The organism is Autumnicola patrickiae, from assembly GCF_031846525.1.
Lineage (GTDB): Bacteria > Bacteroidota > Bacteroidia > Flavobacteriales > Flavobacteriaceae > Autumnicola > Autumnicola patrickiae.
On sequence record NZ_JAVRHM010000030.1, the window covers coordinates 1 to 24,715 of the forward strand.

General features: G+C 39.3%; 22 protein-coding genes. All 22 read left to right on the forward strand.

What is annotated here, in order from left to right:
• Positions 1-571: DUF3347 domain-containing protein (locus RM549_RS17655; protein ID WP_311687238.1), on the forward strand; the 571-nt coding region annotated here is incomplete at its 5' end.
• Positions 572-576: 5 nt separating this feature from the next.
• Entirely contained in the window at positions 577-1,032 is a 456-nt protein-coding gene (locus tag RM549_RS17660; RefSeq protein ID WP_311687239.1) for a heme-binding domain-containing protein, read from the forward strand.
• Between the two features lie 253 nt (positions 1,033-1,285).
• On the forward strand, positions 1,286-2,026 hold the full coding sequence (locus RM549_RS17665) for a DUF6503 family protein (protein WP_311687241.1): 741 nt from the start codon (positions 1,286-1,288) through the stop codon (positions 2,024-2,026).
• 18 nt (positions 2,027-2,044) lie between these two features.
• Positions 2,045-2,617, forward strand: a complete 573-nt coding sequence (locus RM549_RS17670) for a DUF2911 domain-containing protein (protein WP_311687243.1) — start codon at positions 2,045-2,047, stop codon at positions 2,615-2,617.
• Between the two features lie 107 nt (positions 2,618-2,724).
• Positions 2,725-3,294 (forward strand): helix-turn-helix domain-containing protein, encoded by a 570-nt coding sequence (locus tag RM549_RS17675; RefSeq protein ID WP_311687244.1) that lies wholly within the window; start codon positions 2,725-2,727, stop codon positions 3,292-3,294.
• A gap of 110 nt (positions 3,295-3,404) precedes the next feature.
• Complete coding sequence (locus tag RM549_RS17680) at positions 3,405-3,743, forward strand: four-helix bundle copper-binding protein (protein WP_168137786.1); 339 nt, start codon at positions 3,405-3,407, stop codon at positions 3,741-3,743.
• A 228-nt stretch (positions 3,744-3,971) separates the two neighbouring features.
• A complete protein-coding gene (locus RM549_RS17685) occupies positions 3,972-7,172 on the forward strand; it encodes a heavy metal translocating P-type ATPase (protein ID WP_311687247.1) in 3,201 nt (1,066 codons plus the stop codon).
• A 399-nt stretch (positions 7,173-7,571) separates the two neighbouring features.
• Complete coding sequence (locus tag RM549_RS17690; protein ID WP_311687249.1) at positions 7,572-7,715, forward strand: hypothetical protein; 144 nt, start codon at positions 7,572-7,574, stop codon at positions 7,713-7,715.
• A 291-nt stretch (positions 7,716-8,006) separates the two neighbouring features.
• Positions 8,007-9,116, forward strand: coding sequence for an NAD-dependent epimerase/dehydratase family protein (locus RM549_RS17695; protein WP_311687250.1), 1,110 nt, complete (start codon positions 8,007-8,009; stop codon positions 9,114-9,116).
• 31 nt (positions 9,117-9,147) lie between these two features.
• On the forward strand, positions 9,148-10,773 hold the full coding sequence (locus RM549_RS17700; protein WP_311687251.1) for a vitamin K epoxide reductase family protein: 1,626 nt from the start codon (positions 9,148-9,150) through the stop codon (positions 10,771-10,773).
• Between the two features lie 83 nt (positions 10,774-10,856).
• Complete coding sequence (locus RM549_RS17705; RefSeq protein ID WP_311687253.1) at positions 10,857-11,075, forward strand: hypothetical protein; 219 nt, start codon at positions 10,857-10,859, stop codon at positions 11,073-11,075.
• A 227-nt stretch (positions 11,076-11,302) separates the two neighbouring features.
• Positions 11,303-12,589: an amylo-alpha-1,6-glucosidase gene (locus RM549_RS17710; RefSeq protein WP_311687255.1), complete on the forward strand. Its 1,287-nt coding sequence runs from the start codon at positions 11,303-11,305 to the stop codon at positions 12,587-12,589.
• A 156-nt stretch (positions 12,590-12,745) separates the two neighbouring features.
• Positions 12,746-13,369, forward strand: coding sequence for a DUF2231 domain-containing protein (locus RM549_RS17715; protein WP_311687257.1), 624 nt, complete (start codon positions 12,746-12,748; stop codon positions 13,367-13,369).
• A 55-nt stretch (positions 13,370-13,424) separates the two neighbouring features.
• Positions 13,425-14,057 carry a hypothetical protein gene (locus RM549_RS17720; RefSeq protein WP_311687259.1) on the forward strand — a complete coding sequence of 211 codons (633 nt, stop codon included), beginning with the start codon at positions 13,425-13,427 and terminating at the stop codon, positions 14,055-14,057.
• Positions 14,058-14,127: 70 nt separating this feature from the next.
• Positions 14,128-15,141 (forward strand): SDR family oxidoreductase, encoded by a 1,014-nt coding sequence (locus tag RM549_RS17725; RefSeq protein ID WP_311687261.1) that lies wholly within the window; start codon positions 14,128-14,130, stop codon positions 15,139-15,141.
• A gap of 362 nt (positions 15,142-15,503) precedes the next feature.
• On the forward strand, positions 15,504-16,031 hold the full coding sequence (locus RM549_RS17730; RefSeq protein ID WP_311687263.1) for a vitamin K epoxide reductase family protein: 528 nt from the start codon (positions 15,504-15,506) through the stop codon (positions 16,029-16,031).
• An 868-nt stretch (positions 16,032-16,899) separates the two neighbouring features.
• Positions 16,900-17,340, forward strand: a complete 441-nt coding sequence (locus RM549_RS17735) for a PRC-barrel domain-containing protein (RefSeq protein WP_311687265.1) — start codon at positions 16,900-16,902, stop codon at positions 17,338-17,340.
• Between the two features lie 789 nt (positions 17,341-18,129).
• The gene (locus RM549_RS17740) at positions 18,130-19,098 is read left to right on the forward strand and encodes a hypothetical protein (protein ID WP_311687267.1); all 969 of its coding nucleotides are present in this window, start codon (positions 18,130-18,132) and stop codon (positions 19,096-19,098) included.
• 82 nt (positions 19,099-19,180) lie between these two features.
• Positions 19,181-20,857 (forward strand): glutamine--tRNA ligase/YqeY domain fusion protein, encoded by a 1,677-nt coding sequence (locus RM549_RS17745; RefSeq protein ID WP_311687269.1) that lies wholly within the window; start codon positions 19,181-19,183, stop codon positions 20,855-20,857.
• A 218-nt stretch (positions 20,858-21,075) separates the two neighbouring features.
• Positions 21,076-22,005, forward strand: a complete 930-nt coding sequence (locus tag RM549_RS17750; RefSeq protein ID WP_311687271.1) for a manganese catalase family protein — start codon at positions 21,076-21,078, stop codon at positions 22,003-22,005.
• A gap of 50 nt (positions 22,006-22,055) precedes the next feature.
• The gene (locus RM549_RS17755) at positions 22,056-22,814 is read left to right on the forward strand and encodes a DsbA family protein (protein WP_311687273.1); all 759 of its coding nucleotides are present in this window, start codon (positions 22,056-22,058) and stop codon (positions 22,812-22,814) included.
• Between the two features lie 348 nt (positions 22,815-23,162).
• Complete coding sequence (locus RM549_RS17760) at positions 23,163-24,665, forward strand: FAD-dependent oxidoreductase (protein WP_311687276.1); 1,503 nt, start codon at positions 23,163-23,165, stop codon at positions 24,663-24,665.
• Positions 24,666-24,715: the final 50 nt, after the last annotated feature.

Genomic DNA, 24,715 nt, shown 5'->3' on the forward strand with positions numbered 1-24,715 from the left:
TTTTACCGCAGTATCCTGTAAAAATCAGAATGAAGAAGATAATGGAGACCATTCAGAAATGAACCATGATAATATGAACGAAAGTTCAGATATGATGGAAGAAAGATCACAAACTTCAGAAGATATGTCTGGCAGTGAAAACCCGGATGCACAGGCCGGAATCATTGTTAATGATTATATGGAATTAAAAGATGCCCTGGTAGACGATAATTCGGAAGGTGCTGCGCAAGCTGGTAAAAATCTCGTAGCAGCTTTTGAAAACTTTGATATGAGCAGTTTTGAAGCTGGAGAGCAGCAGGAACTGACGGAAATTATTGAAGATGCCAAAGAACATGCGGAACATATTACTATGAGCGATATGGCCCATCAAAGGGAGCATTTTGACATCTTGAGCGTTGACCTGGTAGATTTATTGGAAATAACAGGTTCTCCCAGGACACTTTACCAACAGTTTTGCCCCATGTATAATGACAACAAAGGTGCAATTTGGTTGAGTACCAGTGAAGAAATAAGAAACCCTTATTTTGGGCAAAGTATGCTTACTTGTGGAAAGGTCCAGAAAGAAATTTAATAAAAATGAAATTTCTGAAGATCATCGGCCTGGCTTTATTGATTGGGTTTGTGGGGATACAGTTTATTCCCACAAGACTCAATCAGGATGATTATATACCTAAATCAGATTTTACGGTGGTTTACGAGGTGCCGGAAGACATTAATGCAATCCTGCAAACCTCCTGTTATGACTGCCATAGCAATAACACCAATTATCCTTGGTATAATAAAATCCAGCCGTTTACCTGGTATTTGAACGATCATATTGAAAAAGGCAAGGAAGAATTAAATTTCAGTGCATTTGGGGACTATTCCACCCGGCGGCAAAGCAGCAAATTAGGCTCTATAAGCAGCCAGGTGGAAGATGGGGAAATGCCACTTTCTTCCTATACCCTGGTGCATTGGGATGCCAAACTTTCAGCTAAGGAGAAGGAAGAATTTATTGCCTGGATGGATTCTTTGGCCATGGAAGCAAGGTGAAAGAAAATTACACCCCCATAGCCCTGCGCCGGGATATTGTTTGTTTAATTGGTTAGTTAGAGTTTCAGGTGCAGGGTTTTTATAAAAAGTTTTCAGCAACAAATAAAAATTATAATTGTTGGTTAATAGGAAAACAGGATTAAAACTGAGAAAAGCCCATCGATATTTGGGACTTTTCATTGGGATCCAATTTAAAAAATTTAAAATAAGAGAAATTAAAATGCAAAACTCTTGTTGCAAAAATATAGCCGTAATGGCTATGCTATTATCAGTAATATCCCTGTCTTGTGACACTTCCGAAAGAAAATCAGAAGGTGAAAAAATCATAGGGAAAAGTATAGAGGCCTCAGGTGGGGAAAACTATGAAAATGCTGAAATCGATTTCACTTTTAGGAACAGGAGATATAAGAGCAAACGCAATGGAGACATGTTTCGGTTGGAGCGTATTGTAAAGGATTCTACCGGTAAAACTACACATGATGTTCTCAGCAATGAGGGTCTAAAGCGTTTTGTGAACAGTAAAGCTGTCACTGTTCCAGATTCGATGGTTACCAGGATAAGTGATGGGATAAATTCTGTTCACTACTTTGTGCAGGTGCCTTATGTACTCAATTCCCCGGCCACGATAAAAAAACTTTCAGGAGAGGATGAAGTAGAAGGAGAACCCTATTATGAAGTTGAAGTAAGCTTTCGAAAGGAAGGCGGCGGGACAGACCACCATGATAAATTTGTGTATTGGATCCACAAGGAAAATTTCACGGTAGATTATTTAGCCTACAGGTTTTTCACCAATGACGGGGGGATAAGGTTCAGAAAAGCTGTCAATCCAAGAATAGTAGAAGGAATCAGGTTTGTAGATTACCAAAACTACAAAACCAACGAGCTTTCCACACCGTTACGTGATTTGGATACCCTATATGAAGCAGGAAAGCTAGAATTTTTCTCTGATATCCAAACTGAAAATATTAGCGTAAGCATTAATAAAAACAATTAATTAAATACACAATTTTCCATGAAAACCACAGAATACATTTTTTACGTGCTACTCGTGTTATTATCCACAAGTGGAATGCAGGCGCAACATGAAAACCACCAGGCCGAAAAGGTGACAACACAAAACCAAGAGGTATTAAGTCCGCATACCAGTACGATGGCCATAATTGACGGGGCTCATATTCATATAGATTATTCTTCACCACGCGTGCGGGACAGGATAATCTTTGGCGGACTCGTTGGTTATAATGCGATTTGGCAGGCCGGTGCCCACAAAGCCACCTGGATAGAAACCAATAAGGATTTGTTAATAGGTGGCGAAACATTGCCTGCCGGGAAATATGCTTTTTTTACAATACCCGGAAAAGAAAACTGGAAGGTTATGTTCAATTCCCGATGGGACCAACATGGCAAAGACGAATATGATGAGAGCGAGAACATACTTAGTATTGATGTCACACCTGAAGAATTGGCGGAACCACAAGAAGCCCTGGAATATGAGGTAAGAAAAGAAGGTGAGGATCAGGGAACTATATCTTTATCCTGGGAAAATGCCAAAATTACCATTCCATTCAAAGTTTTAATTGAGTAAGAGCTTAAAACCGGAATGAAGCTTTTGTTTTAACAATGGCAACTTTACGCTAAAACCGTTCCTGTAGTAGAGTGGAATTAAGTTTAATAGTAATAGAAATTACAAATATGGAAGAAAAAGTACTTTATATAAAAAACGTGGTTTGTCAGCGGTGCAAGAGTAGTGTCAGGGAAATATTGGAAGGATTAAAAATTCCCTATCAGGAAGTATCCTTAGGGCAGGCGGTATTGGAAAGACCTCTTAATTTAAAGGAATTGTCTGCCATTCAGAAAGAATTCCTTAGAGTTGGTTTTGAGGTTCTTTTCGATAAAAATGAGCGGCTGGTGAACAAGACAAAATCAATTATTATAGCACGTATTTATAAAGAGCAAAACTATGGCAGCGGAAAATTATCCAAAGTTTTACGGGACACTTTATTGTGTGATTATAGCCATCTTACCCGGATTTTTACAGCTATAGAAGGTAAGACTATACAAGACTTTCAGAATCAAGTAAAAATAGAACGTACAAAAGAGTTGCTTGAATATAATGAGCTGAATATTTCAGAAATTGCCAGGGAAACAGGTTATAGCAGTGCAACTTATTTGTCTACCCAGTTTAAAAAAATAACTGGTTTAAGTCCTACCGATTATAGACTTCAAAAGCACAAAAGGGATGTAGACTTGGATACTATCTAAAATGCTAAAATTTTCATAAATCATTAAAAATGAACATTTTCACCATAATTTTTATGGAATATATCTGCTCTTATGGCTAATTTAGGAGTAAATCATGAAAAATAAATATTATGGAAACAGGAAAAACAAACAAGGATTTACTTCAAATTCTTGCCGAATGTGCAACAGAATGTGATACGTGTTTTGACGCTTCACTCGACAATGAAAAAACCGATGCTCTTGCACGTGTTGTGAGATTATGTCGGGATTGCGCTAAAATTTGTTATGCGACACTCAGTTTTGTTGCGTCGAATTCATCTCACGCCAAACATCTTGCTAAAGCATGTGCCGACATTTGTGATGAATGTGCAGAGGTATGTGGAAATCATACAAATCATGAGCAGGAATGCCTGCCGTGCATGAAAATCTGCCAGAAGTGTGCAGAAGCCTGTAGAGAGTTTGCGGCTTAATCAAAAGCAATGCTGTAAAAAATAAAAAGTCCGGCATTCCGGGCTTTTTGTAGTTTATACTGATAGGTTAGTTATAAAATTTTTCTAAAGACTTATGTGTTTGAATATAAAAGAACAGCCTTTCCCATACCGGTACGGTGGCAATGGGAACAGGTGTAATGATTGGTGCAGGGATTTTTGCGCTCCTTGGGCAGTAGAGAAAATTATTTCAACTAAATACGAAATTCAATGACTCATAAATATAAAATAACAGGAATGACCTGCAACGGCTGCCGAAGTCATGTAGAAAAAAATTTAAAGGAAGTAGATGGAGTCACAAAAGTTTCGGTAAATCTACAAAAAGCTGAAGCTACTATAGAAATGGAACACCATATTGAAATTGGTGAATTTCAGGAGGCTTTGAAAGGATCAAAATATACTATTGCCCCGGCACCAGAGGAGCCTGGGCTGGAAAAAATGATGAAACATTCTTATACAATAACAGGTATGACTTGCAATGGTTGCCGAAGTACGGTGGAGAAAGCTTTGCAGGGAGTTGAAGGTGTCTCTAATGTTGAAGTAAACCTTAAGGATGAACAGGCAGTTATTGAGATGAAGCGGCATGTGCCCGTGGCAAAACTACAACAGGCACTGGAAGAAACGAAAGGAAGCTATTCTATTGCTCTACCTAATGAGGAAGAAGGTGGTTCACACACAAATATGACGCATACCTATGCTGTTCACGGGATGACCTGCAATGGTTGCCGTAGCCATGTCGAAAAAACCTTAAATGAAGTAGAAGGAGTCACAAAGGCCTTGGTAAATCTTGAAAAAGCTGAAGCTACTATAGAAATGGATCACCATATTGAAATTGGTAAATTCCAGGAGACTTTAAAAGATTCGAATTACAGAATTTCTCAACCTTCAGAAGGACATAGCAGTGAAAAAAAGATGAAGCATACATATGCCGTTCATGGAATGACCTGCAGCGGTTGCAGAAGTCATGTGGAAAAAGCTTTGAGCGAAGTGGAAGGGGTCACTAATGCTTCGGTAGACCTGGAAAAGGAAGAGGCGGTGATAGAGATGGATAAACATATTCCACTTAAAACTTTTCAAAAAAAACTGGAGGATGATGGAGGAACTTATTCTATCACTATGCCGGGAGAGAAACCTAAAAAACCTTCTAAAAAAAGTACAGAAAAAGCTACCGGAGGATCTGGAACCTTTTATTGTCCTATGCACTGTGAGGGGGAAAAAACCTACAATAAACCCGGAGATTGCCCGGTGTGCGGGATGGATCTTGTGGAAGCACCGTCCTCGCAAAAGATGCCTCAGCGATTTACCTGCCCCATGCATCCTGAAATAGTAGAGGATGAAATGGGTTCGTGCCCAATCTGCGGAATGGACCTTGTGCCTATGGAAGGAGGTGTGGATGAAGATGATAAGACCTATAAGAAACTGCTGCAGAAGTTCTGGATTGCTACTGCCTTCACCATTCCTATTCTAATAATAGCGATGTCTGAAGAAATGTTTTCAGATAATCCACTGTTGGAGGTAATGGATTGGGAGTACTGGAACTGGGTTCAGTTAGGGCTATCTGTTCCAGTTGTTTTTTATTCCACCTGGATGTTTTTTGAACGAGCTTATAGATCTATAAAGACCTGGAACTTGAATATGTTTACGCTAATAGGGATAGGTGCAGGGGTAGCGTGGCTTTTCAGTGTAGCAGCTATGCTGTTTCCCGATGTTCTTCCTGCACAATTTAAAACAGAACTGGGTACTGTCTTTGTCTATTATGAAGTGGCGACTATCATCCTCACCCTTGTGCTGCTGGGGCAGTTGCTGGAAGCACGAGCCCATGGAAAGACAAATTCAGCTATTAAAGAACTTTTAAAGCTCGCACCTAACAAAGCCACCCGGATAGTCGATGGAAAAGAGCAGGTGGTGATGATAGACGATATCAATAAGGGAGATCTGCTTCGGGTAAAACCGGGAGAGAAAATTCCTGTAGACGGAAGTATCAAGGAAGGGGAAAGCAATATTGACGAATCCATGATTACAGGGGAACCTATTCCGGTGGACAAGGAGGTAGGTGATAAAGTAAGCTCTGGAACTATAAATGGAAACAAAACCTTCATTATGGTGGCTGAAAAGATAGGATCAGAAACCCTCCTATCTCAAATCATTGAAATGGTAAATGCTGCGAGTAGATCCCGGGCACCAATTCAAAAACTTGCTGATAGGATCTCAGGTTATTTTGTTCCGGTGGTAGTGGCAGTGTCTGTTTTAACCTTTATTATCTGGGCGATTTTTGGTCCTGAGCCTTCATACGTTTTCGCGCTGGTAAATGCCATTGCAGTATTGATCATTGCCTGTCCCTGTGCCCTGGGCTTGGCTACACCAATGTCTATCATGGTAGGAGTGGGGAAAGGTGCACAATCGGGGGTGCTTATAAAAAATGCCGAATCACTTGAAAGGTTCAATAAGGTTGATGTGGTGATAATTGACAAGACAGGAACTGTCACTGAAGGAAAACCTTCGGTAGAAAAGGTAATTTCTGCATCATCCAAATTTTCCGAAAAAGAGGTCCTTCAGAAGATAGCCTCGGTTAATAGCAGTAGCGAACATCCTTTGGCAGAGGCTACAATACGTTACGCCGAAGAAAAGGAAATAGAAATAAAATCAGTCTCTAATTTTAATGCGGTCACAGGAAAAGGGGTTACCGCAGAACTAAACGGGAAGAAAATAGCATTAGGAAATGATAGATTAATGGAGCAGGAAAACGTCCAAATTTCTGACGAACTTCGTGAACAAGTAAAAGCAGAACAACGATTAGGAAAAACTGTTTCTTATGTAGCTGAAGGAAACGGGATTATTGGATTTGTAGTTATATCAGATAAAATCAAAGCTTCAAGTAAGGAGGCGATCAAAGAGCTTCATGATCTGGGGATGGAAGTTTTTATGTTAACCGGGGACAATGAAAATACAGCCAAAGCTGTTAGTGAAACTTTAAATCTGGACGGTTTTAAAGCACAAATGCTTCCGGAGGACAAATTGAAGGAAGTAGAGCGCTTACAGATGGAAGGTAAAAAAGTTGCCATGGCAGGCGACGGAATAAATGATGCTCCTGCTTTAGCTCAGGCTGATATAGGAATAGCGATGGGTACCGGGACAGATGTTGCTATTGAAAGTGCAGGAATTACCCTTGTAAAAGGGGATTTAAAAGGCATTGCCAAGGCTAAAATTTTAAGCCAAAAGGTGATGAAGAATATTAAACAAAATCTTTTTTTCGCGCTGATATACAATACCCTGGGTATTCCAATTGCAGCAGGACTGCTGTACCCATTTTTCGGAATACTGCTTTCACCTATGATTGCCGCTTTGGCTATGAGCCTGAGTTCGGTTTCAGTGATAGCAAATGCTTTGCGCCTGAGAGCTGTAAAGCTTTAGTCTAATGCGATGATCAATTAAGGCTGCCAACCGGTAAAGCTGGAGTGCCTAACTATATTAAAAGATTTTCCATAATAGAAGAAGCAAGGAATTTTTTAAATTATTTTAACAAAAAGCGGTGCCATAGCTGCCAGGGTTCTCTTATCCGCCAATTTTCATCTTTGGATGTAAAGAGTACTAAGCTATTCAAATTTGTTGGCATCTTAAATTTTTTGTTAATCATAATCCTATGCAAAAACATACCTTTCAACTCCATCAAAATATAACATTTTACCATTTCTTTAAAAGTATTTTGGTTGTTAGTTGAATAACTTTATTAACATTTTGATATAAATGAAATTAATAAAATTTAAAACCAATATCAATTGCGAACCTTGCGTAAGATATTTAATACCTTATATGGAAGATATTGATGGAATAAAATATTGGGATGTCTTAATTGATAATCCAGATAAAATTCTTGAAGTTGAAGGAGATTTTTTAGAAGAAGAGGTAATGGCGGCAATCCAAAAAGGAGGTTTTACTATTGAAAAGATTAGTTAAGGGTACAGTGAAAATGGGCTTAAGAAGAAATTTATTGATGAAATGTGCTGTGCGTAGGAATGTGGCTGGGCGAGATTTTAATTTTGATCTTATTGGTGTTGCTAATATATGGTTCATGAAAGAGATCAGAAAATAAAAATTCTAAATTGGTATTTAACTTTCTATAAAAACTTTAAGAAAAGTTTCATTGATTGATTATGAATAGCAAAAAAGTAAAAATAAAAGTGAAAGGTGAAATAGGATTGAAATCCTGACTAAAAATGGCAATAACTATCAAAATAAACTTGCAAAATGGAATCAATTACTAATGAAACACTGCAAAACGCTGGTGCCCGTAATTCAAATAAAGAAGTAATTCTCGTAACCGGCAGTAGTGGCCTAATAGGTACTCAAATCATAAAACGACTTTCAAAAAATTACCGGGTAATTGGCCTTGACAGGGTAGGGGATCCTTTTCCTCCTCCTGAAGCCGAATGCGTATGTTATAACATAGCCTCTGAAGAAAGCATTCGCGCAGCAATGAAACGTATAAGCTATGGTTATGGGGATAAAATAGCTTCTGTTATTCACCTTGCAGCTTATTATGATTTTTCAGGAAAGCCCAGTCCTTTGTACGAAGAAGTGACTGTTAAAGGAACTAAAAAATTTATAGAAGTCTTGCAGGAATACAATGTGGAGCAATTTATTTTCTCAAGTACCAATCTCATCTATAAACCTACAAGCCCGGGAATTAAAATCGCTGAAGATTGTCCTTTAGCACCAAACTGGGACTATCCCGAATCGAAAGTTGATACCGAGGAAATAATTCGTGATAACAGAGGGAATATGTCAGCAGTGCTTTTACGGATTGCTGGGGTTTATGATGATAAAGGACATTCTATACCCATTGCGCACCAGGTGCAGCGTATATACGAAAAACAATTTACCAGTCATTTTTTCTCAGGAGACACTTCCCATGGCAACGTTTTCCTGCATTTAAATGATTTGGTCGATGCCCTTGAAAAAACAGTAGAAAAAAGAAAGGAACTACCTGAAGAAATAGCTATTAATATTGGAGAGCCCACTACACCCGGTTATGAAGAATTGCAGAATAAGATAGGAAAGCTTATTCATGGAGAAGAATGGGAAACTTATGAAGTTCCGAAAACCGTGGCAAAGATTGGTTCGTGGAGCATGAACCTCTTTGGCGATCCTTTTATTAAACCATGGATGATAGACAGGGCCGACGACCATTATGAGCTGGACATTTCCCGGGCGAAAAAACTGCTCGATTGGGAGCCGCGACATTCCTTAATGGATACTCTTCCGGAAATAATCAAGACCCTTAAAAAGGATCCGTTGACCTGGTACAAAGAAAACAAACTTGAGGCCCCTTCGGCATTGGAAAAAGAAAAAAAATGAATATTTGATTAATTAACCTAAAACCAACCTTATGAAAAAGAAAAACCCTAATAAAAACGCAGGAGGACAATCAGATAATGATTCGAATAATAAACAGGGACATAAACGTCAGGGAGGAATGGGAAAACGAGGGGTTACCAGGCCTATGGCGGAAATGCCCATGAAAAAAGGCGACGGGCAAAATGATGGCGAAGGCCAGGACAAAAAAGATCGGGATAAGGACAGGAAAAGCCGGGATGATGGCATGATGATGGGTATGGACCAACGGATGGAAATGCTTCACATGCACCATATGAACACCCTTTGGATCTATTGGTTGCTTATCATGCTGGGTATTTGGATGATCGCTTCGCCCCTTACTTTTGATTATGGCATAGGTACTGTGGAACCCAGTGGGGGGCGGGATGTTTGGCTTTCGTTGGCAGACAGGATTGCCGCCATGAAATGGAGCGACATCATTAGCGGATTGTTACTGGTCTTTTTTGGCTGGAGGGCTTTGACTCCCAATCGTCCAATTAGTGTTTGGCTTTGTTGCTTTGTGGGTATCTGGATTAGTATGGCCCCGCTTATTTTTTGGGCGCCTACAGCAGTAGCTTATTTGAACGGGACTTTGGTAGGTGCTTTAGTCATTGCCTTGACCATACTTATTCCCGGTATGCCCAATATGATCATGTACATGAAAATGGGATCTGAAACCCCCCAGGGCTGGAGCTATAATCCCTCAAGCTGGCCCCAACGTGGTATTATGATCGCTTTGGCCTTTATTGGCTGGATCCTTTCCCGTTACATGGGCGCGTTCCAATTGGGATATGTAGATTATGCCTGGGATCCTTTCTTTGGAAACAGTACAGAGAATGTTTTGAATTCCGATATGTCCCACTCCTGGCCCATATCAGATGCCGCGCTGGGTTCTTTGGCCTATACCCTGGAGTTCCTAATGGGCTTTATGGGTAGTCCATCCCGCTGGCGTACTATGCCCTGGATGGTGACCTTTTTTGGATTTCTGGTAATACCCCTTGGTTTTGTGAGTATCTTCCTGGTAATCTCCCAGCCCCTTTCGGTTGGGGCGTGGTGTACATTCTGCCTGGTAACGGCAATTATCATGCTGCCTATGATCCCGCTACAAATCGATGAGGTAGCTGCCATGGGACAACATATGATAGAACGAAAAAAGAAAGGAGATTCCATGTGGAAGGTTTTCTGGAAGGGCGGTGCACCCGTCGGGAAAAATAAAGATGAACGTTCCCCGGAAATCATGGAATTTCCAGAAAATCCCTGGAAAGTTTATATCGCCTCTATCTGGGGGATGAGTTTCCCCTGGACCCTTACCGTCTCAACTATCCTGGGGCTTTGGCTAATGTTCGCGCCTGCCGTTTTTGGCGTTGGTATTGAAACCAGGGCTGCCGATATCAACCACCTGGGAGGTGCCCTTATTGTGGTAACGGCAGTGGTAGCCATGGGGGAGGTCTTAAGGCTTGGCAGGTATTTTAATGTTTTAATTGGTCTTGCAGTGGCGGTAGCCCCCTGGTTTGTACAGGAGAGCACCCTGGCTCTTAATATTAGTTCGGCTGTTGCAGGGCTTGCTGTCACTGTTCTTTCCATTCCCCGTGGCACTAAAACCGAAAATTATGGTCCATGGGATAAGTATGTGAAGTAATAAAAAGAATTAAAGGCATCCCTAAAGTTCTTTAGGGTGGGTAGCCCCGAACGAGAAATATTAACCAATAAAATTTAAAAATTATGGAAACGGAGAGAGAAAGAAGAAAGGCAAACATGTGGTATTGGATTATTGGAATAATAATAGTCATTGCCCTGATATGGTGGTGGGTAGAAGCTGCCGATAATGAGGTAGCTGAACCTGCCGTTAGGGAAATGGAAGATGTGGGAAGCCGTTATTTACAACAAGCACCGGAAAATAATCCAGGGGTTCTGGTATATACGATTTTTGAGCGGGTATAGAAATATATTCCCCTGCCTCCGGCAGTGTTTAAAAAACTCCGGGAGCAGGGGAAAATTATTGCGGTTTTGAGCTGTGAAAAGGAAAGGCATTAGGTGATCAATAATTTTGTCAATATTTTATGGGTCTTATAGTAGTAATTGTGGGGCCTGCAATTGCTGCTCTTTCTATCCCACGAAAACTCAAAAAGTGAAAATTACAAAACAAAATAGCCAAAAAAGCACACTAAATGAAAAACGAGGAAATATTCGAGAAGACAAGGAAGGTTATCTTTGAAAACATGATCAAAAGTGAGCGTGAAGGCGGGAAAAAATTTCATTACACAAAACCCTCCCCAAGTCGATATCCGTTTCAATTTTTTTGGGACACGTGTTTCCATGTTTTTATACTGAATGCGCTTGGTGAACATACTATGGCAAAAGAGCACCTTATTAGCCTGTTTGCCATGCAAAAAGAGGATGGCTTTGTGGGACATATGATTTATTGGGACAGGTTAATGCCCGGACGCTTAGCCGATTTTTTTCAGTCTAAGCCAAGGCTGAAAAACTTCTTCCAAAGCCATATGAGTGCATTGGTACAGCCCCCTATGGCAGCACAGGCGGTGGCGGGGGTATATGAAGCTTCAGGCGACGAACAATTTTTAAAACAAATGTTGCCAAAACTGAAGGAATATTACCGCTGGTTAGCTAAAAACAGGGATTTCAACGGGGATGGTTTGCTCACCATTATTTCACCTTTTGAGTCCGGTATGGATTGGAAACCTACTTACGATCCCGTTGTAGGGTTTTCTGGAAAAAAAGCCAATTGGCGACTGTTCCTGAAAGTAGTAAATGTAGACTTTCGGAATTATTTAAATAATTACAATTTCAAAAAAATTTATCAAAAAGGTTATTTTCTGGTAAAGGACGTTGGTTTCAATACGATTTACGCACAAAATTTAAAGGCATTGGCAGGTTTATGTAAAGACATGGAGGACCCTGCCGGGGAGGAATTTGGGAAGCTTGCTGATAGAGTGTCCAAAAGTATTGTAGATGTGATGTATGATAAGGAAACCTGTGCCTTTTATGATGTTCACGGAAAGGAGGATATAAAAATAAAAATCCTGACCCCAACAGTGTTTTACCCGGTAGTGTTAAAAAATATTCCCGAGGAAATCGCCAAAAAAGTAATGGACACGCATTTTTTTAATAGTAGAGCGTTTGCTACGCCTTACCCTCTTCCGTGCGTGGCACAAAGCCACTCCTCTTTTAACCCTGGGGAATCCATGTACATCTGGCGGGGACCAACCTGGATTGTCAATAACTGGTTTTTGCACCAGTTTTTAATGGAAAAGGGATACCGGGAGGAATCCAGAAAATTAATAGACAGCATTAAACAGCTAATTGAAAAAAGCGGCTTTCGGGAGTATTATAATCCTTTTACGGGAGAAGGTTATGGCGCAAAGGATTTTACCTGGGCAGGCTTGGTGGTTGATATGATGAAAATGGAAGAAAAAGAGGAAGAAAAGCTTATTTAATGCACGTATCCCGGAAGTGTGAATGAACTATTACAACAATGAATTATTTAATAAGTCCAGGTAAGGATCCTGCCAAAAAAGAAGGTGGGAAGATGTAAAATTAAATTTAAATTGCTAAAAAGTTATATTTAAATTTTAAACCAAAAATGAACAGTTATGAAACAAATTCTTTTATTCGGCCTATTTCTCTTTTTTACCCAGACAGGAATCTATGCCCAGGAAAATGATCAAGTGGAGGGTCAACAACAAAATTCAAAAGAACATCCGGAAGAAGGAGCACAGCATGATCAGGAAAATATAAGCTATGAAGGATTATTTGCCCCTTTTAAAAAATTCCCAAACCTTCACGCGCTAGTGGTGCATTTTCCGGTGGTACTTATTCCTATGGCGCTGTTATTTCAAATAATTTCTTTTTTCTGGTACAGGAAAGGAATGAGCATTAGTACACTCATCCTGTTATCCATCGGCATCGCGGGAGGCCTGGTAGCTGCTTTCTGGTTACACCCGCATATTGGCGATCTTTCACCCAAAGCCTATGAGGTGTTTAAGACCCATGAGCAATATGCCTACTGGACCCTTATAATAGGAGGAGCGGCATTGCTGTTAAAGCTAATCAGCTTTTACTTTCTAAATAACAATAAAATAGCTGAGTTATGTGCATTAGTGCTCATTTTGGGCGCTACCTACACCATTTCCATGGCAGGACATTTGGGTTCTCAGATGGTTTATATTGAAGGAATAGGCCCTAAAGGAAATAAACTGGAGCAGCATAATCAATAAGAAAAACAGCATGAGATAACTACAGGCAATTAAAGAACACTAAAAATTTTGAAGCGTGGGAATTAAAAAATGGATTCGAAAAATAAAAGGCGAAAAAGAGGTTATAGAAGGTGAGGCTACTAAAGATAGAACCTATTCCAGTGAAAACCGTTTTGTGAACAGGAGCAAGGCGGCCAAAGAATACGACAGGTCTGTTGAAAAATTATTTAATGTAAACCTATGGTCAAAATTGCCGGGTGTTTCCTCGACCTTTCAGTTATACAATATCTGGGGAGAGGAAAAAAAGTCAGGAAAGCCAGAAGTAAATGACTACATAAAAATTTTGTTGCCGGGACCTGTGCCGGAAAACTGGGTGATAGTGACCGATATAAAAGAAGAAGAAAATTCTGCAGAATTTACTGTGAGTCCTAGTGAGGACCCTACCGAAAGGGAAAAAGGACAAAAAGAGATAGAACACTTTTTTATAGATGAAGCTACCAGCACCTTTAGGATAGAACGAAAGGATAATATTATTCATGCCTACGAAATAGGTAAAAACGAAGGTATAAACAACCAGGTAGCAGAGGCTGGAAAACGTAAGATCATAAATACCATTATTGCAGAGGGTGGTTGGGCCGGGGTGCAAAAATTCCAGTGGGAAAAGTTAACTGACTACCTGGTGCACAAAATTGAAATTGAAGTTGATTAAAAAAATTCAAACAGGCATAGAATTGCTTTGAATAGTAGTAAGTAAAATTGAAAAATGTAAAAAAACAAGTATGGAAAGATCAGGCGAAAATCAACAAAATAACAAAGGCGTAGTAGTGATAACGGGGGCTTCGGCAGGGGTAGGCCGTGCCTGTGTACGTGCTTTTGCCGAAAAAGGATATGATGTAGCCTTGCTTTCCCGTGGAAAAGAAGGATTGGAAGCGGCTAAGGTAGAAGTAGAAAAAATGGGTCGCCGTGCTGTTTATTTTCTAGTGGATGTTGCAGACGCCGAAGCGGTTGAGGAAGCAGCAGAAAGAACCGAAGAAGAACTTGGTCCAATAGATGTGTGGGTGAACAATGCGATGAACAGCGTTTTCAGTCCGATTAAAGAGATGAAGGCGGAAGAATACAAACGGGTGACCGATGTGACTTATCTGGGACAGGTGAATGGTGCACTGTCGGCTTTGAAGCGGATGTTGCCAAGGGATAAAGGCTCCATTGTTTTTGTGGGTTCCGCTCTTGCCTATAGAGGAATTCCCCTGCAGTCGGCTTATTGTGGTGCTAAACATGCGGTGGAAGGATTTTATGATTCTTTGCGTACCGAACTTTTGCACGACAAAAGCAAAGTAAAAATATCTATTGTTCAATTGCCGGCCTTAAATACCACCCAATTCGGCTTTGTTAAAAGCCGCTTACCAAATAAGCCTCAGCCAATGGGCACTATTTATCAACCGGAAGTGGCTGCAGATGCGATTCTGTTTGCCGCAGAAAATAACAGGCGTGAGATGATGGTAGGCTGGTCTACGGTTAAGGCAATAATTGGGAATAAAATTGCTCCCTGGTATGCTGATCGGGTTTTAGCAAACAGTGCTTTTAAGGGGCAGCAAACAGATGAGCCGGAAGATCCAAACCGGGAGAATAATGTGTGGGAACCAATATCCGGAGATCATGGCGCTCACGGTAACTTTGGGGAAAAGGCAAAAAATTCCAGTACGGTGTTATGGTTAAGTAAAAACAAGAAATACGTGGAATGGACAATCATTCTGCTTATTCTTCTGTTGGTTTTGTGGATAATTTTAGATTAAAAACGATTGAATCTGCCGTAAATTATATCCGAAGTTCGAAGTAACATATTTTAACTTTTTGGTATTAGCTGATTTTTGTTCAACCAGGATTTTATTTCTTATTTGAAGAAGGAGACAATTTTTAAAATATTAAAATTGTTTTTTAATTTCTCATTAAATTTACCTTCTTCTTTTATTCATAACGGTTCCCTGCATTTCCCCTATTTCTGACTAAAAGGAAAGTATTTAGTTCTTTCAAAATTATTAATAAGAATTGTACACCAGGTGGTGAAACCTGTTAAATAGGAGGAATGAACATTGTTTGAATATAAAAGTTTTTAAATTTTATATTCCCGATAAATCATTAATTTAATTAAAATAACGTGAAAAATAATATTTTTAAGGCCCTGGAAGAAAGAACGAAACCGATAGAAGTACGTGATGAACTTCTCCACAGCAAAGCAGAAGATATGGTGAGAAGAAGAAAACTGGTTTTGCTCTCCGTTCTGGGGCTGGTAAATTTTAGCGTGATTTCTTTATTACAGTCAGGTGTGATAAAAAAATTGCCCGATGTTCCCAGCAGGGTATTTGATACAAACAATATAATTACTTCGAAATTTGCCTATATCGCAGGGGTGCCTGATGCTCCTGTAAGCAATGTATTATTTGCTGCGACTATGGTCTTGTCTACTGTTGGTGGCAGTGAAAAAGCAACAAGAAAACCTGTCTTTAATATTCTTTTAGGAGCTGTAGTACTAGGCCACACTATTGGTGCAGGAATTATGCTTTATGATATGCTTTTTAGAAAGAAGAAACTCTGCATGTATTGTCTTATTGGTGCCGGTGTAATTTTTGCATCCGCTGCTATCATTAAACCGGTGATAAATAAGAACGTTAAAAGGATTTTCTAAAGATTTAATGGAAAATAGAGAGACTTTAAACGGAAATTTGAAAAGGCAGCACAAATTACATAGGAACATTTATGTACCGGAGTTTCCTTTTTCCATGGATAATAATAATAGGTGGAGAATTTGTGAACTAAACATGAGACTTAAAATTGCAAGGACTTTGCTAAAGCCAGTAAGGAATGCATGGGAGCCTTGTTCTTACATAAAGGACACCTTCTTTATTTAACAATATTTTCTCTATTGGTAACTATAAAAAAGGAAGTTTATCTCTTGCCAATGCAGTGGCAATGAGAACAGGTGTTATGATTGTGCCGGAACTTTGCGCGCCTTGGACTGGTGATAGGGTTATCAAGCGGATATTTTGCCCTATCTTTTATAATTAGAGGCATAATTTCAGGATTTAGTGCTTAAAATAATCCAGAACCTTGCATGGGCAACAGGATAGAACATTATTGTCATTCCTCTGGCCGCCGGCACTCTCTATTCTACCGGGTTAGTTTTAGGCTCCGCCGTTGGAGTTGTGCTGATTAGCCTGAATAGGGTAATAGTTGCGGTTAATGCGCAGTTACTGAAAAAAAGATCGAAAAGTAGAAGGAAAAGCCTACGGGAACTCCCGGGGATAAGGAAACTCCCAATTTCTGTCCTTTATAAAGTAATTGAATTTTAAAAGAAGTTTATGATATATTTTTTCAATCTAAAAAGCATTTTTTATAGTTTAGAAAACTGCCTTTAGATAATTTAAATCAAAAAATACCACGACATGACGAGATACAGAATAATGATATAGAAGTGGAAGTATGATGAGGTTGGTCAGGATATAATAAGGAGTACCTCAAGAGATCCTAATGAAATTTCTGCACCACTTGAGCATTTGGAAGAGCTTAAGAACAGTGACTACAAAATTGATGATCATTTTTCCCGGATTTATGGAAGGCAGGTAGTTGATGCTACTGGAGCAAGAGTGGGAAAGCTGAAGGATTTTTTGTTCGACAAAACCCAGAAAAGAATAAGATACCTCGTTTTGGGTTTAGAGATAAGTGGAAAAGAGGATAAGGATGTTTTAATTCCCATAGGAAGAGCAGAACTAAATCAACAGGAACAAATAATTGTTATTCAGGAAGAAGTAAGTTTTGAAGAACTAAAAACATTACCCACCTATAAAAACGTAAAGAGTCTCGCTATTGAAGATGAAAAGGAGACTCTTCTAATTTTTTCCTCAAAACAAAAGGAAGAAATTAGTTATACCCCAGGGAATTTTTACAACCAGGAGGGTTTCAATGAAACGACTTTTTTCGGTTCTGATGAGGAATGAGCAGATTTAGTGGACAAAGACTGCATAGCGATCTTCATACATTATAGAAGTAGCCTTCTTTCTGTAGCAATTTTTTGAGGGCAAATTTTGAGCAGTATGTTTATGAGTTTAAGAGATTGTTTAAGTGAACAAAAGAACAACGGGTATTCCAATTGCAGCAGGACTGCTGTATCCATTTTTCGGATTATTGTTATCGCCAATGATTGCCGCTTTGGCTATGAGCCTGAGTTCTGTTTCAGTGATAGCAAATGCCCTTCGTTTGGAGCTGTAAAGCTTTAGTCTAAAGCGATGATCAATTAAGGCTGTCAATCGATAAAGCTGGAGTACCTAACTATATTTAAAGATTAAAAGATTTTCCATAATAGCAGAAGTAAGGCATTTTTTAAAAAAGATTAACTTATGGAATGCAGGTAATTGCAGGAGTTTAAGTAATGATAAAGAATAACTGCTATTAAAATTAAAAAAAATGAATAGCAAGAAAATTTCTTCTTTAAATAACCCATTGAAGAATCTCAGTAAGAACTATGAAATCAAAAAGAGAGAGAACAACAAATAGACGAATATGGTTTTTAATTCTCATTTCTTTGGTTATTGTGGAATTGGGGTGGTGGATTGCAGAAGAAGTCTTCTGCGATCCTAAAGTTCACATTAATTCCAGAGGAGCGAAGGAAGTCACACCAAATAATTCTTTTTTTTGTAGGCTTTCAAGATAAATTTTGTCTTTCATCAATTTACTAAATCCAAAGGCAAAACCTTAAGTTTAAAATTAAACTATTATAAACAAATAAAATGTCAACCACCTTCCTAATCCTCGGATTCATTATACTATTATTAGCTATACATGATTTCTTTTACACCACCCTTTCCGCTAGCGGAGGGGGTTTTATTTCTGAAAATGTGGCAATTTTATCCGATAGAATAATTCAGTTTGGTGCCTCGACTTTCGGGAGGAAGGCTTATGATTATCACGGCCTATTTGTTAATCTTATGATACTCTTTGTGTGGCTTCTCCTTATTTGGCTAGGCCTTTTTATGGTTTATTCTTCAAACCCCGAGGCTATAATCAACAGTAGCGGGAGAGCCGCGTATAACTGGGAACGGCTCTATTTTACCGGTTACATACTTTCTACTCTGGGAATGGGAAATTTTAAGCCTGTTTCGCCTTTTTTTGAAGTAGTTACAAGTTGTTTTTCCTTCTTTGGGTTTATTTTTTTCACCAGCTCAATGACTTACTTTCTCTCTGTTTCATCTGCTGTAGTAAGAAAAAGAACTTTGGCAAAAAGTATAAATAATCTTGGAAACCAACCCGAAATTATTGCTAATAAATTACTCTCCTTAGACTCTTCCTTCAGCTATCAGCAAGTTCATACGCTTCAGGAATTAGTGGATCAACATTCTGTGAGTCATCAGGCTTATCCCGTTGTTCATTACTATAGTCGCTCTGAAGAAAAAGATTGTTTTTCTATTAATATTTCGAGGTTAGACGAAGCCTTGTCTATAATAGTCTATTCAAATAAAGGAGAAAATTTACAGGAGGAGATTGGCTTGCTACGCGCCGCAATTTCCAATTTTCTTCAAAACCTGGATAAAAATTTTTCCCGAAGTCTGCCAAACATTGAAAAGCAGATAGATGAGCAGGAAATACCATCTTATATAAATGAAATTGATTCTAATAATTTGAATGAGAGGAGAAGAATATTAAAAAGCTTACTGAAAAGTGAAGGCTTTAGCTGGAACAATGTTATTGCTAAGGAATAGAGGTAGAAATAAATATTCAAGCCTGCTCTTCTTCTACTTTTAGCAGTTCTTCGGCCTCCTTACTCCATAAATTTTTTATAACATGAAAAAAGAACCAGAAAATTTTATAGCTAATATAGTTGAAGAAGATTTAACGGAGGGATATCAAATTGGAGAGCTAAAATTCAGGTTTCCGCCAGAACCAAACGGATATCTGCATATTGGCCATGCTAAATCTATATTTATAAACTTCAGCCTTGGAAGGAAGTATAATGCTCCAGTTTTTTTACGTTTTGATGATACCAACCCATTACGTGAAGAAAAAGAATTCGTCCTTTCCATTGAAAAAGATATTAATTGGCTCGGATTTCATTGGTCAAAAGAAACTTTTGCATCTGATTACTTTCAGCAGCTTTATGATTGGGCGGTAGAATTGATAAAGAATGGCTATGCTTATGTAGATAGTCAACCTTCTGCTATTATGGCAGAACAAAAAGGGTCTCCAATATCACCAGGAATAAATAGTCCATTCAGAACAAGAACTGTTCAGGAAAACCTTGAACTATTCTGTAAAATGAAAAATGGGGAAGTATTAGAGGGAAGTCATGTTTTAAGAGCGAAAATTAATATGGCTGCTGAAAATATGCTAATGAGGGACCCGGTAATGTACCGGATGCTAAAGAATAACCACCACCGAACAGGTTCTACTTGGAAAATTTATCCGATGTATGATTGGGCGCACGGCCAGTGTGATTTTATTGAAAAAATAAGTCACTCTTTTGCCACTCTGGAGTTCAACCCTCATAGAGAATTATACAATTGGTTTTTAGACAAAATTCCAGGGATAGAAGGAGTGAGGAAGCCGAAGCAACGGGAATTCCCCCGACTAAATTTAAGTCATACTGTATTGAGTAAAAGAAAACTAGCGCAACTCATAGAAAATGGAGTAGTGGCATCCTGGGACGATCCACGAATGCCAACCCTTAGTGGAATGCGGAGGCGGGGTTATACTCCTGCTGCCATTGAAAACTTTATAAAGGAAATTGGTGTTACAAAACGGGAAGGAGTTGCGGAAATTTCCTTACTAGAGTTTTTTGTTAGAGAAGATTTAAACAAAATAGCCCCCAGGGTTATGGCTGTATTAAATCCTGTAAAGCTAGTTATTACAAACTATTTAGTAGAAAAGGAGGAGGATCTTCAAATCCATTCAGGTTCAGATACGGGAGTTCCCTTTCTTACTAAAAAAACACCTTTTTCGAGGGAAATTTATATTGAAGAAAAGGATTTTCAGGAAAATTCTTCCGGTAAGTTTTATGGTTTAGCCCCGGGTCGAGAGGTGAGATTAAAAGGAGGATATATTATAAGGGCAGAAGGAGTAGTCAAAGATAGTCAGGATAAAATATTGGAAGTGTACTGTACGTACGACCCTTTAAGCCGGAGTGGCAGTGGCACACCTGAATCAAACCGCAAGGTAAAGGGCACATTGCATTGGGTTTCAGTAAAACATGCAGTTCCGGCAGAAGTTAGGTTGTATGAACATCTATTTACTTCAACTTCACCTTATACAGATAACGATTTCACTACGTCCATTAATCCTGAATCCCTCCGAGTAATAAATGCCTTTGTTGAACCAGCCGTAAGAGAAGTACAATCAGGAGAGCATTTACAGTTCCTGCGTACAGGCTATTTTGTTGTAGACAAAGAAAGTCGGAGGGATAATTTAATTTTTAACCGAACAGTAAGCCTAAGAGAAGGTTCCGGTTATCAGAAAAAGAACTGAGAGAAAGAATATAATTTCAACAGATGTGGAAAGCTACTGGTGAGAACGGTATAACAATGAAAAATTTAGGACCTTTTGGTGGAGCATCAGAAATAATTATTTATAGAGGTTGTGAAAATGATAACATTAGTTTAGTGTTTAATTAACGGACATTTTTATTTTCTCCTTTTATCTTAGGTATTGATCCCTCCTTAGATATTAACTAAAACCAATTTACTATGTTTTATCACGTGAAGGAATTACAATTTAACGCCAGAGTTTCAAAACCAGATCCTGCCTTTGCCACTCTTCTTTTAGAACAGTTCGGTGGTGCTAACGGAGAATTAAAAGCTGCTCTTCAGTACTTTACTCAGGCCTTTGCCGCTAAGAAGGTACATCCAGATAAATATGATCTTCTGATGGATATTGCTACAGAGGAGTTCAGTCACCTGGAAATAGTTGGAGCAACTATTCAAATGCTATTAAAAGGGGTGCATGGAAGTCTTAAAGATGCCGCAGACGAATCGGAAATTATGCCTCTAATGCAGGGGACGGCGTCAAAAGAGGAGTTTATCCACCAGGCAATGGTGAATCCACAGTTTTTTAATCTTTCCGGAGGTGGACCAACTTTAACTGATAGTAATGGAAATCCCTGGACTTCGGCTTACGTAACTGCCAACGGAGATCTAACTGTAGATCTTCGGTCCAATATAGCGGCAGAATCCCGTGCAAAAATAGTATATGAATACCTTTTACAGCACACCAATGATCCTCATGTAAAAGAAACTTTAAGATTTCTTATGACCAGGGAAGTGGCACATTTCCAAATGTTCCAGGCGGCTCTGGAAACCATAGAGCCAAACTTCCCTCCGGGAGTTCTGCAAAGTGATCCACGTTACAGTAACAAATATTTTAATCTTTCAAATGGAGAAGATGTTCGTGGACCATGGAACGAAGGAAAAAGTCCGGAACTGGGAGAAACCTGGGAATATATTTCTGACCCTATTGAACATGTAAAGAGGACCAAGGGGATGGTAGACGGGGAACAGACCTCTTCCAGAACCCAAAAAGAGGTAGATAAAAAAAATAAAGAACTAAGTAAAAAGAAGGCAAAGGAAATTGAAAAAGCTTTACCGGACAAGGGAGAAATGCAGTGGAGCAAGTACTAAAAACCAAAAAATGAAAAGCCGGATTTATTCCGGTTTTGGCTAGAAAATATATGGACAAATTTTATCTTGAGTATTATACAGATCCATTGTGTTGTTGGAGTTGGGGATTGGAACCACAAATGCGAAAACTGCGTTACCTGCTTAAGGATCGCTTAAAAATAAGGTATGTTATGGGAGGGCTCCTGAGGGATTGGGAACATTTCTCTGACCACCTGAATAACATCAGCAAACCTTCTCAAATGGGCCCACTCTGGGTTGAAGCCAAACATCTTTCGGGTCAACCTATTGATGAACATATGTGGGTGAAAAATCCTGTGGATACTTCTTATCTTTCTTGTATGGCAGTAAAAGCAGCCGAACAACAATCTTCGATTGCCGGGGAAGCCATGCTCCGTAAACTAAGGGAAGCAGTAATGATCTATAAGAAGAACATAGGTAACATTGATGTGATTATGGACATTGCAGGGGAACTTGAAGAAAAAAACCTGCTAAACAAAAAAAGTTTTCGAGACTCCCTTTTTTCTGATGACTCTTCCCATCTCTTTCGCGAAGATCTGGAATTGGTTAAGATAAAAGGAATATCAAGATTTCCCACTATATTAATTACCTATAGAGGAAGAACTGTCCAAATAACAGGCTATAGACCCTTTTCTGTTCTAATGGCTACTTTTGAACTTTTAGAACCTGCTTTAAATGTAAATCTGGTGGTTAACAGGAAAGAATATATAAATAGCTGGCAGAATTTAACGGATAGGGAACTTCAGGAAATTTCGACCAATCTGGAAAAGAAGGATTGCCTTGTCACCTAATTCTGCTGGTCTTCTTAGTAAAGAGCATTACCTAAAAGTAAATGTACTAATCGAATTTCTTTATTCCTCAAACCCCGAGTCTATTACCAACAGTAGCGGCAGAATAACAAATTACTGCGAGCTGCACTTTTTTACGGCTTAAATACTTTCAACTTTGGGAAAGGGTAATTTAAGCCTACCTCGCCTTCATTTGAGTTCAACCCACAAGAGTTGGTTGAGCGTAGGGGTATTCTGAAGAGCTTGCTGAGAAGTGAGGATCTTAGCTGGCATCAGGTCGTGGAACAGGATCAAAAAAATTAAAATAAATATCTAATATTCGATACCAAAATATATAAAAATATAAAACTCATGACGGAATCAATTTGGAAAGCTAAAGCCTCTAATACCAAGGCCACCCCTTTGACTAAAGATATAGAGGTGGAGGTTGCTATTGTAGGGGGTGGAATTACCGGAATTACTACTGCTTACCTCCTGGCTGAGGAAGGTATTCAAGTCGCAGTTTTGGAAAGCATGAGCGTGGGTGGAGGCACAACCGCTGGTTCTACTGGTAATTTATACACCATGGTAGATAACCGGCTGCATCACATCCAGGCAAAGTTTGACGACAATACCGCCAGGAAAGTGGCTGAATCTCGGACAACTGCGGTTGATCTCATAGAGGATTTGGTATTTCGTCACGAGATAAAATGTAGTTTTAAACGACAGCCTTGGATCTTATATAGCGAAACAGGGGAAGAAGAAGAGATGATCAAGACCACAAAAGAAACCCTGAAAAGATTTGGTCTTGAAGTACAGGATATTACATCAACTTCGCTGCCGTTCTCAATTAAATCGGGAATAAGAGTTGAAAACCAGGCTCAGTTCAACCCCGCAGCTTTTGTCTCTGGGTTGGCGCAAAACCTAAAAAACAACTGTAGGATTTATGAGAATACTCCGGTTCATCAAATTGAAAAAGGAGCAACTCACATTTTACATACGCCAAACGCAAAAGTAAAAGCTGCAAAAGTCATTCTCGCCACACATACACCCAAAGGGGTTTATGGTCTTCATACAACCCTTTTCCCTCACCGCGAATATGCTCTGGCGGCTCGCTTACGATCCGGGGATTATCCAGAAGGTATTTTCTGGAGTGCCGAATCAAAAACACATCCCTCCCTGCGCACTTATGAAACTGAAGAAGGAAAGTTCTTAATAACTGTTGGCTATCACCATAAGGTGGGGCAGGAAGATAAGGATAAGGATTACTTTGAAGATCTCGAAAAGAACCTAAGAAAGTACTATGATGTTGAGGCAGTAGCGTATAGGTGGTCTGCGCAGCATTACAAACCTGCAGATGGGCTTCCATACATAGGGGAAAGCACAGATGATAGAATATATGTAGCAACCGGTTTCTCCACCGATGGTCTGACGTACGGAGTAGTCTCAGCTCTAATATTAAGAGACCTGCTAACTGGGAGAGATAATGAATGGGCAGAAATTTATAAAGCAAAACGATTCACTCCTCTCAAATCTGCAAAACCTTTTTTGAAGGAGAATTTAAACGTTCTGGGAGAATATCTTAAAGACTATCCCGGCAGTGCAGAAGCAGAGAAGTTCTCTGAAGTAAAAAAGGGAGAAGGTAAAATTGTGGAAGTGAAGGATGAGAAGTGGGCGGTGCATCGCAACGAAGACGGAAAACTTTGCGCGGCATCTGCTGTTTGTACTCATATGGATTGCATCGTTAACTGGAACAATGAAGAGAAAACCTGGGACTGTCCCTGTCATGGAAGCAGGTTTAAACCAAATGGGGAGGTCATCGAAGGTCCTGCATTTTCCCCGCTCGATAAAAGAAACATTAATCCTCAGAAATAAAACAAAATGATCATTGCAGCAATAACATTAATTACCTATGCAGCAATTTC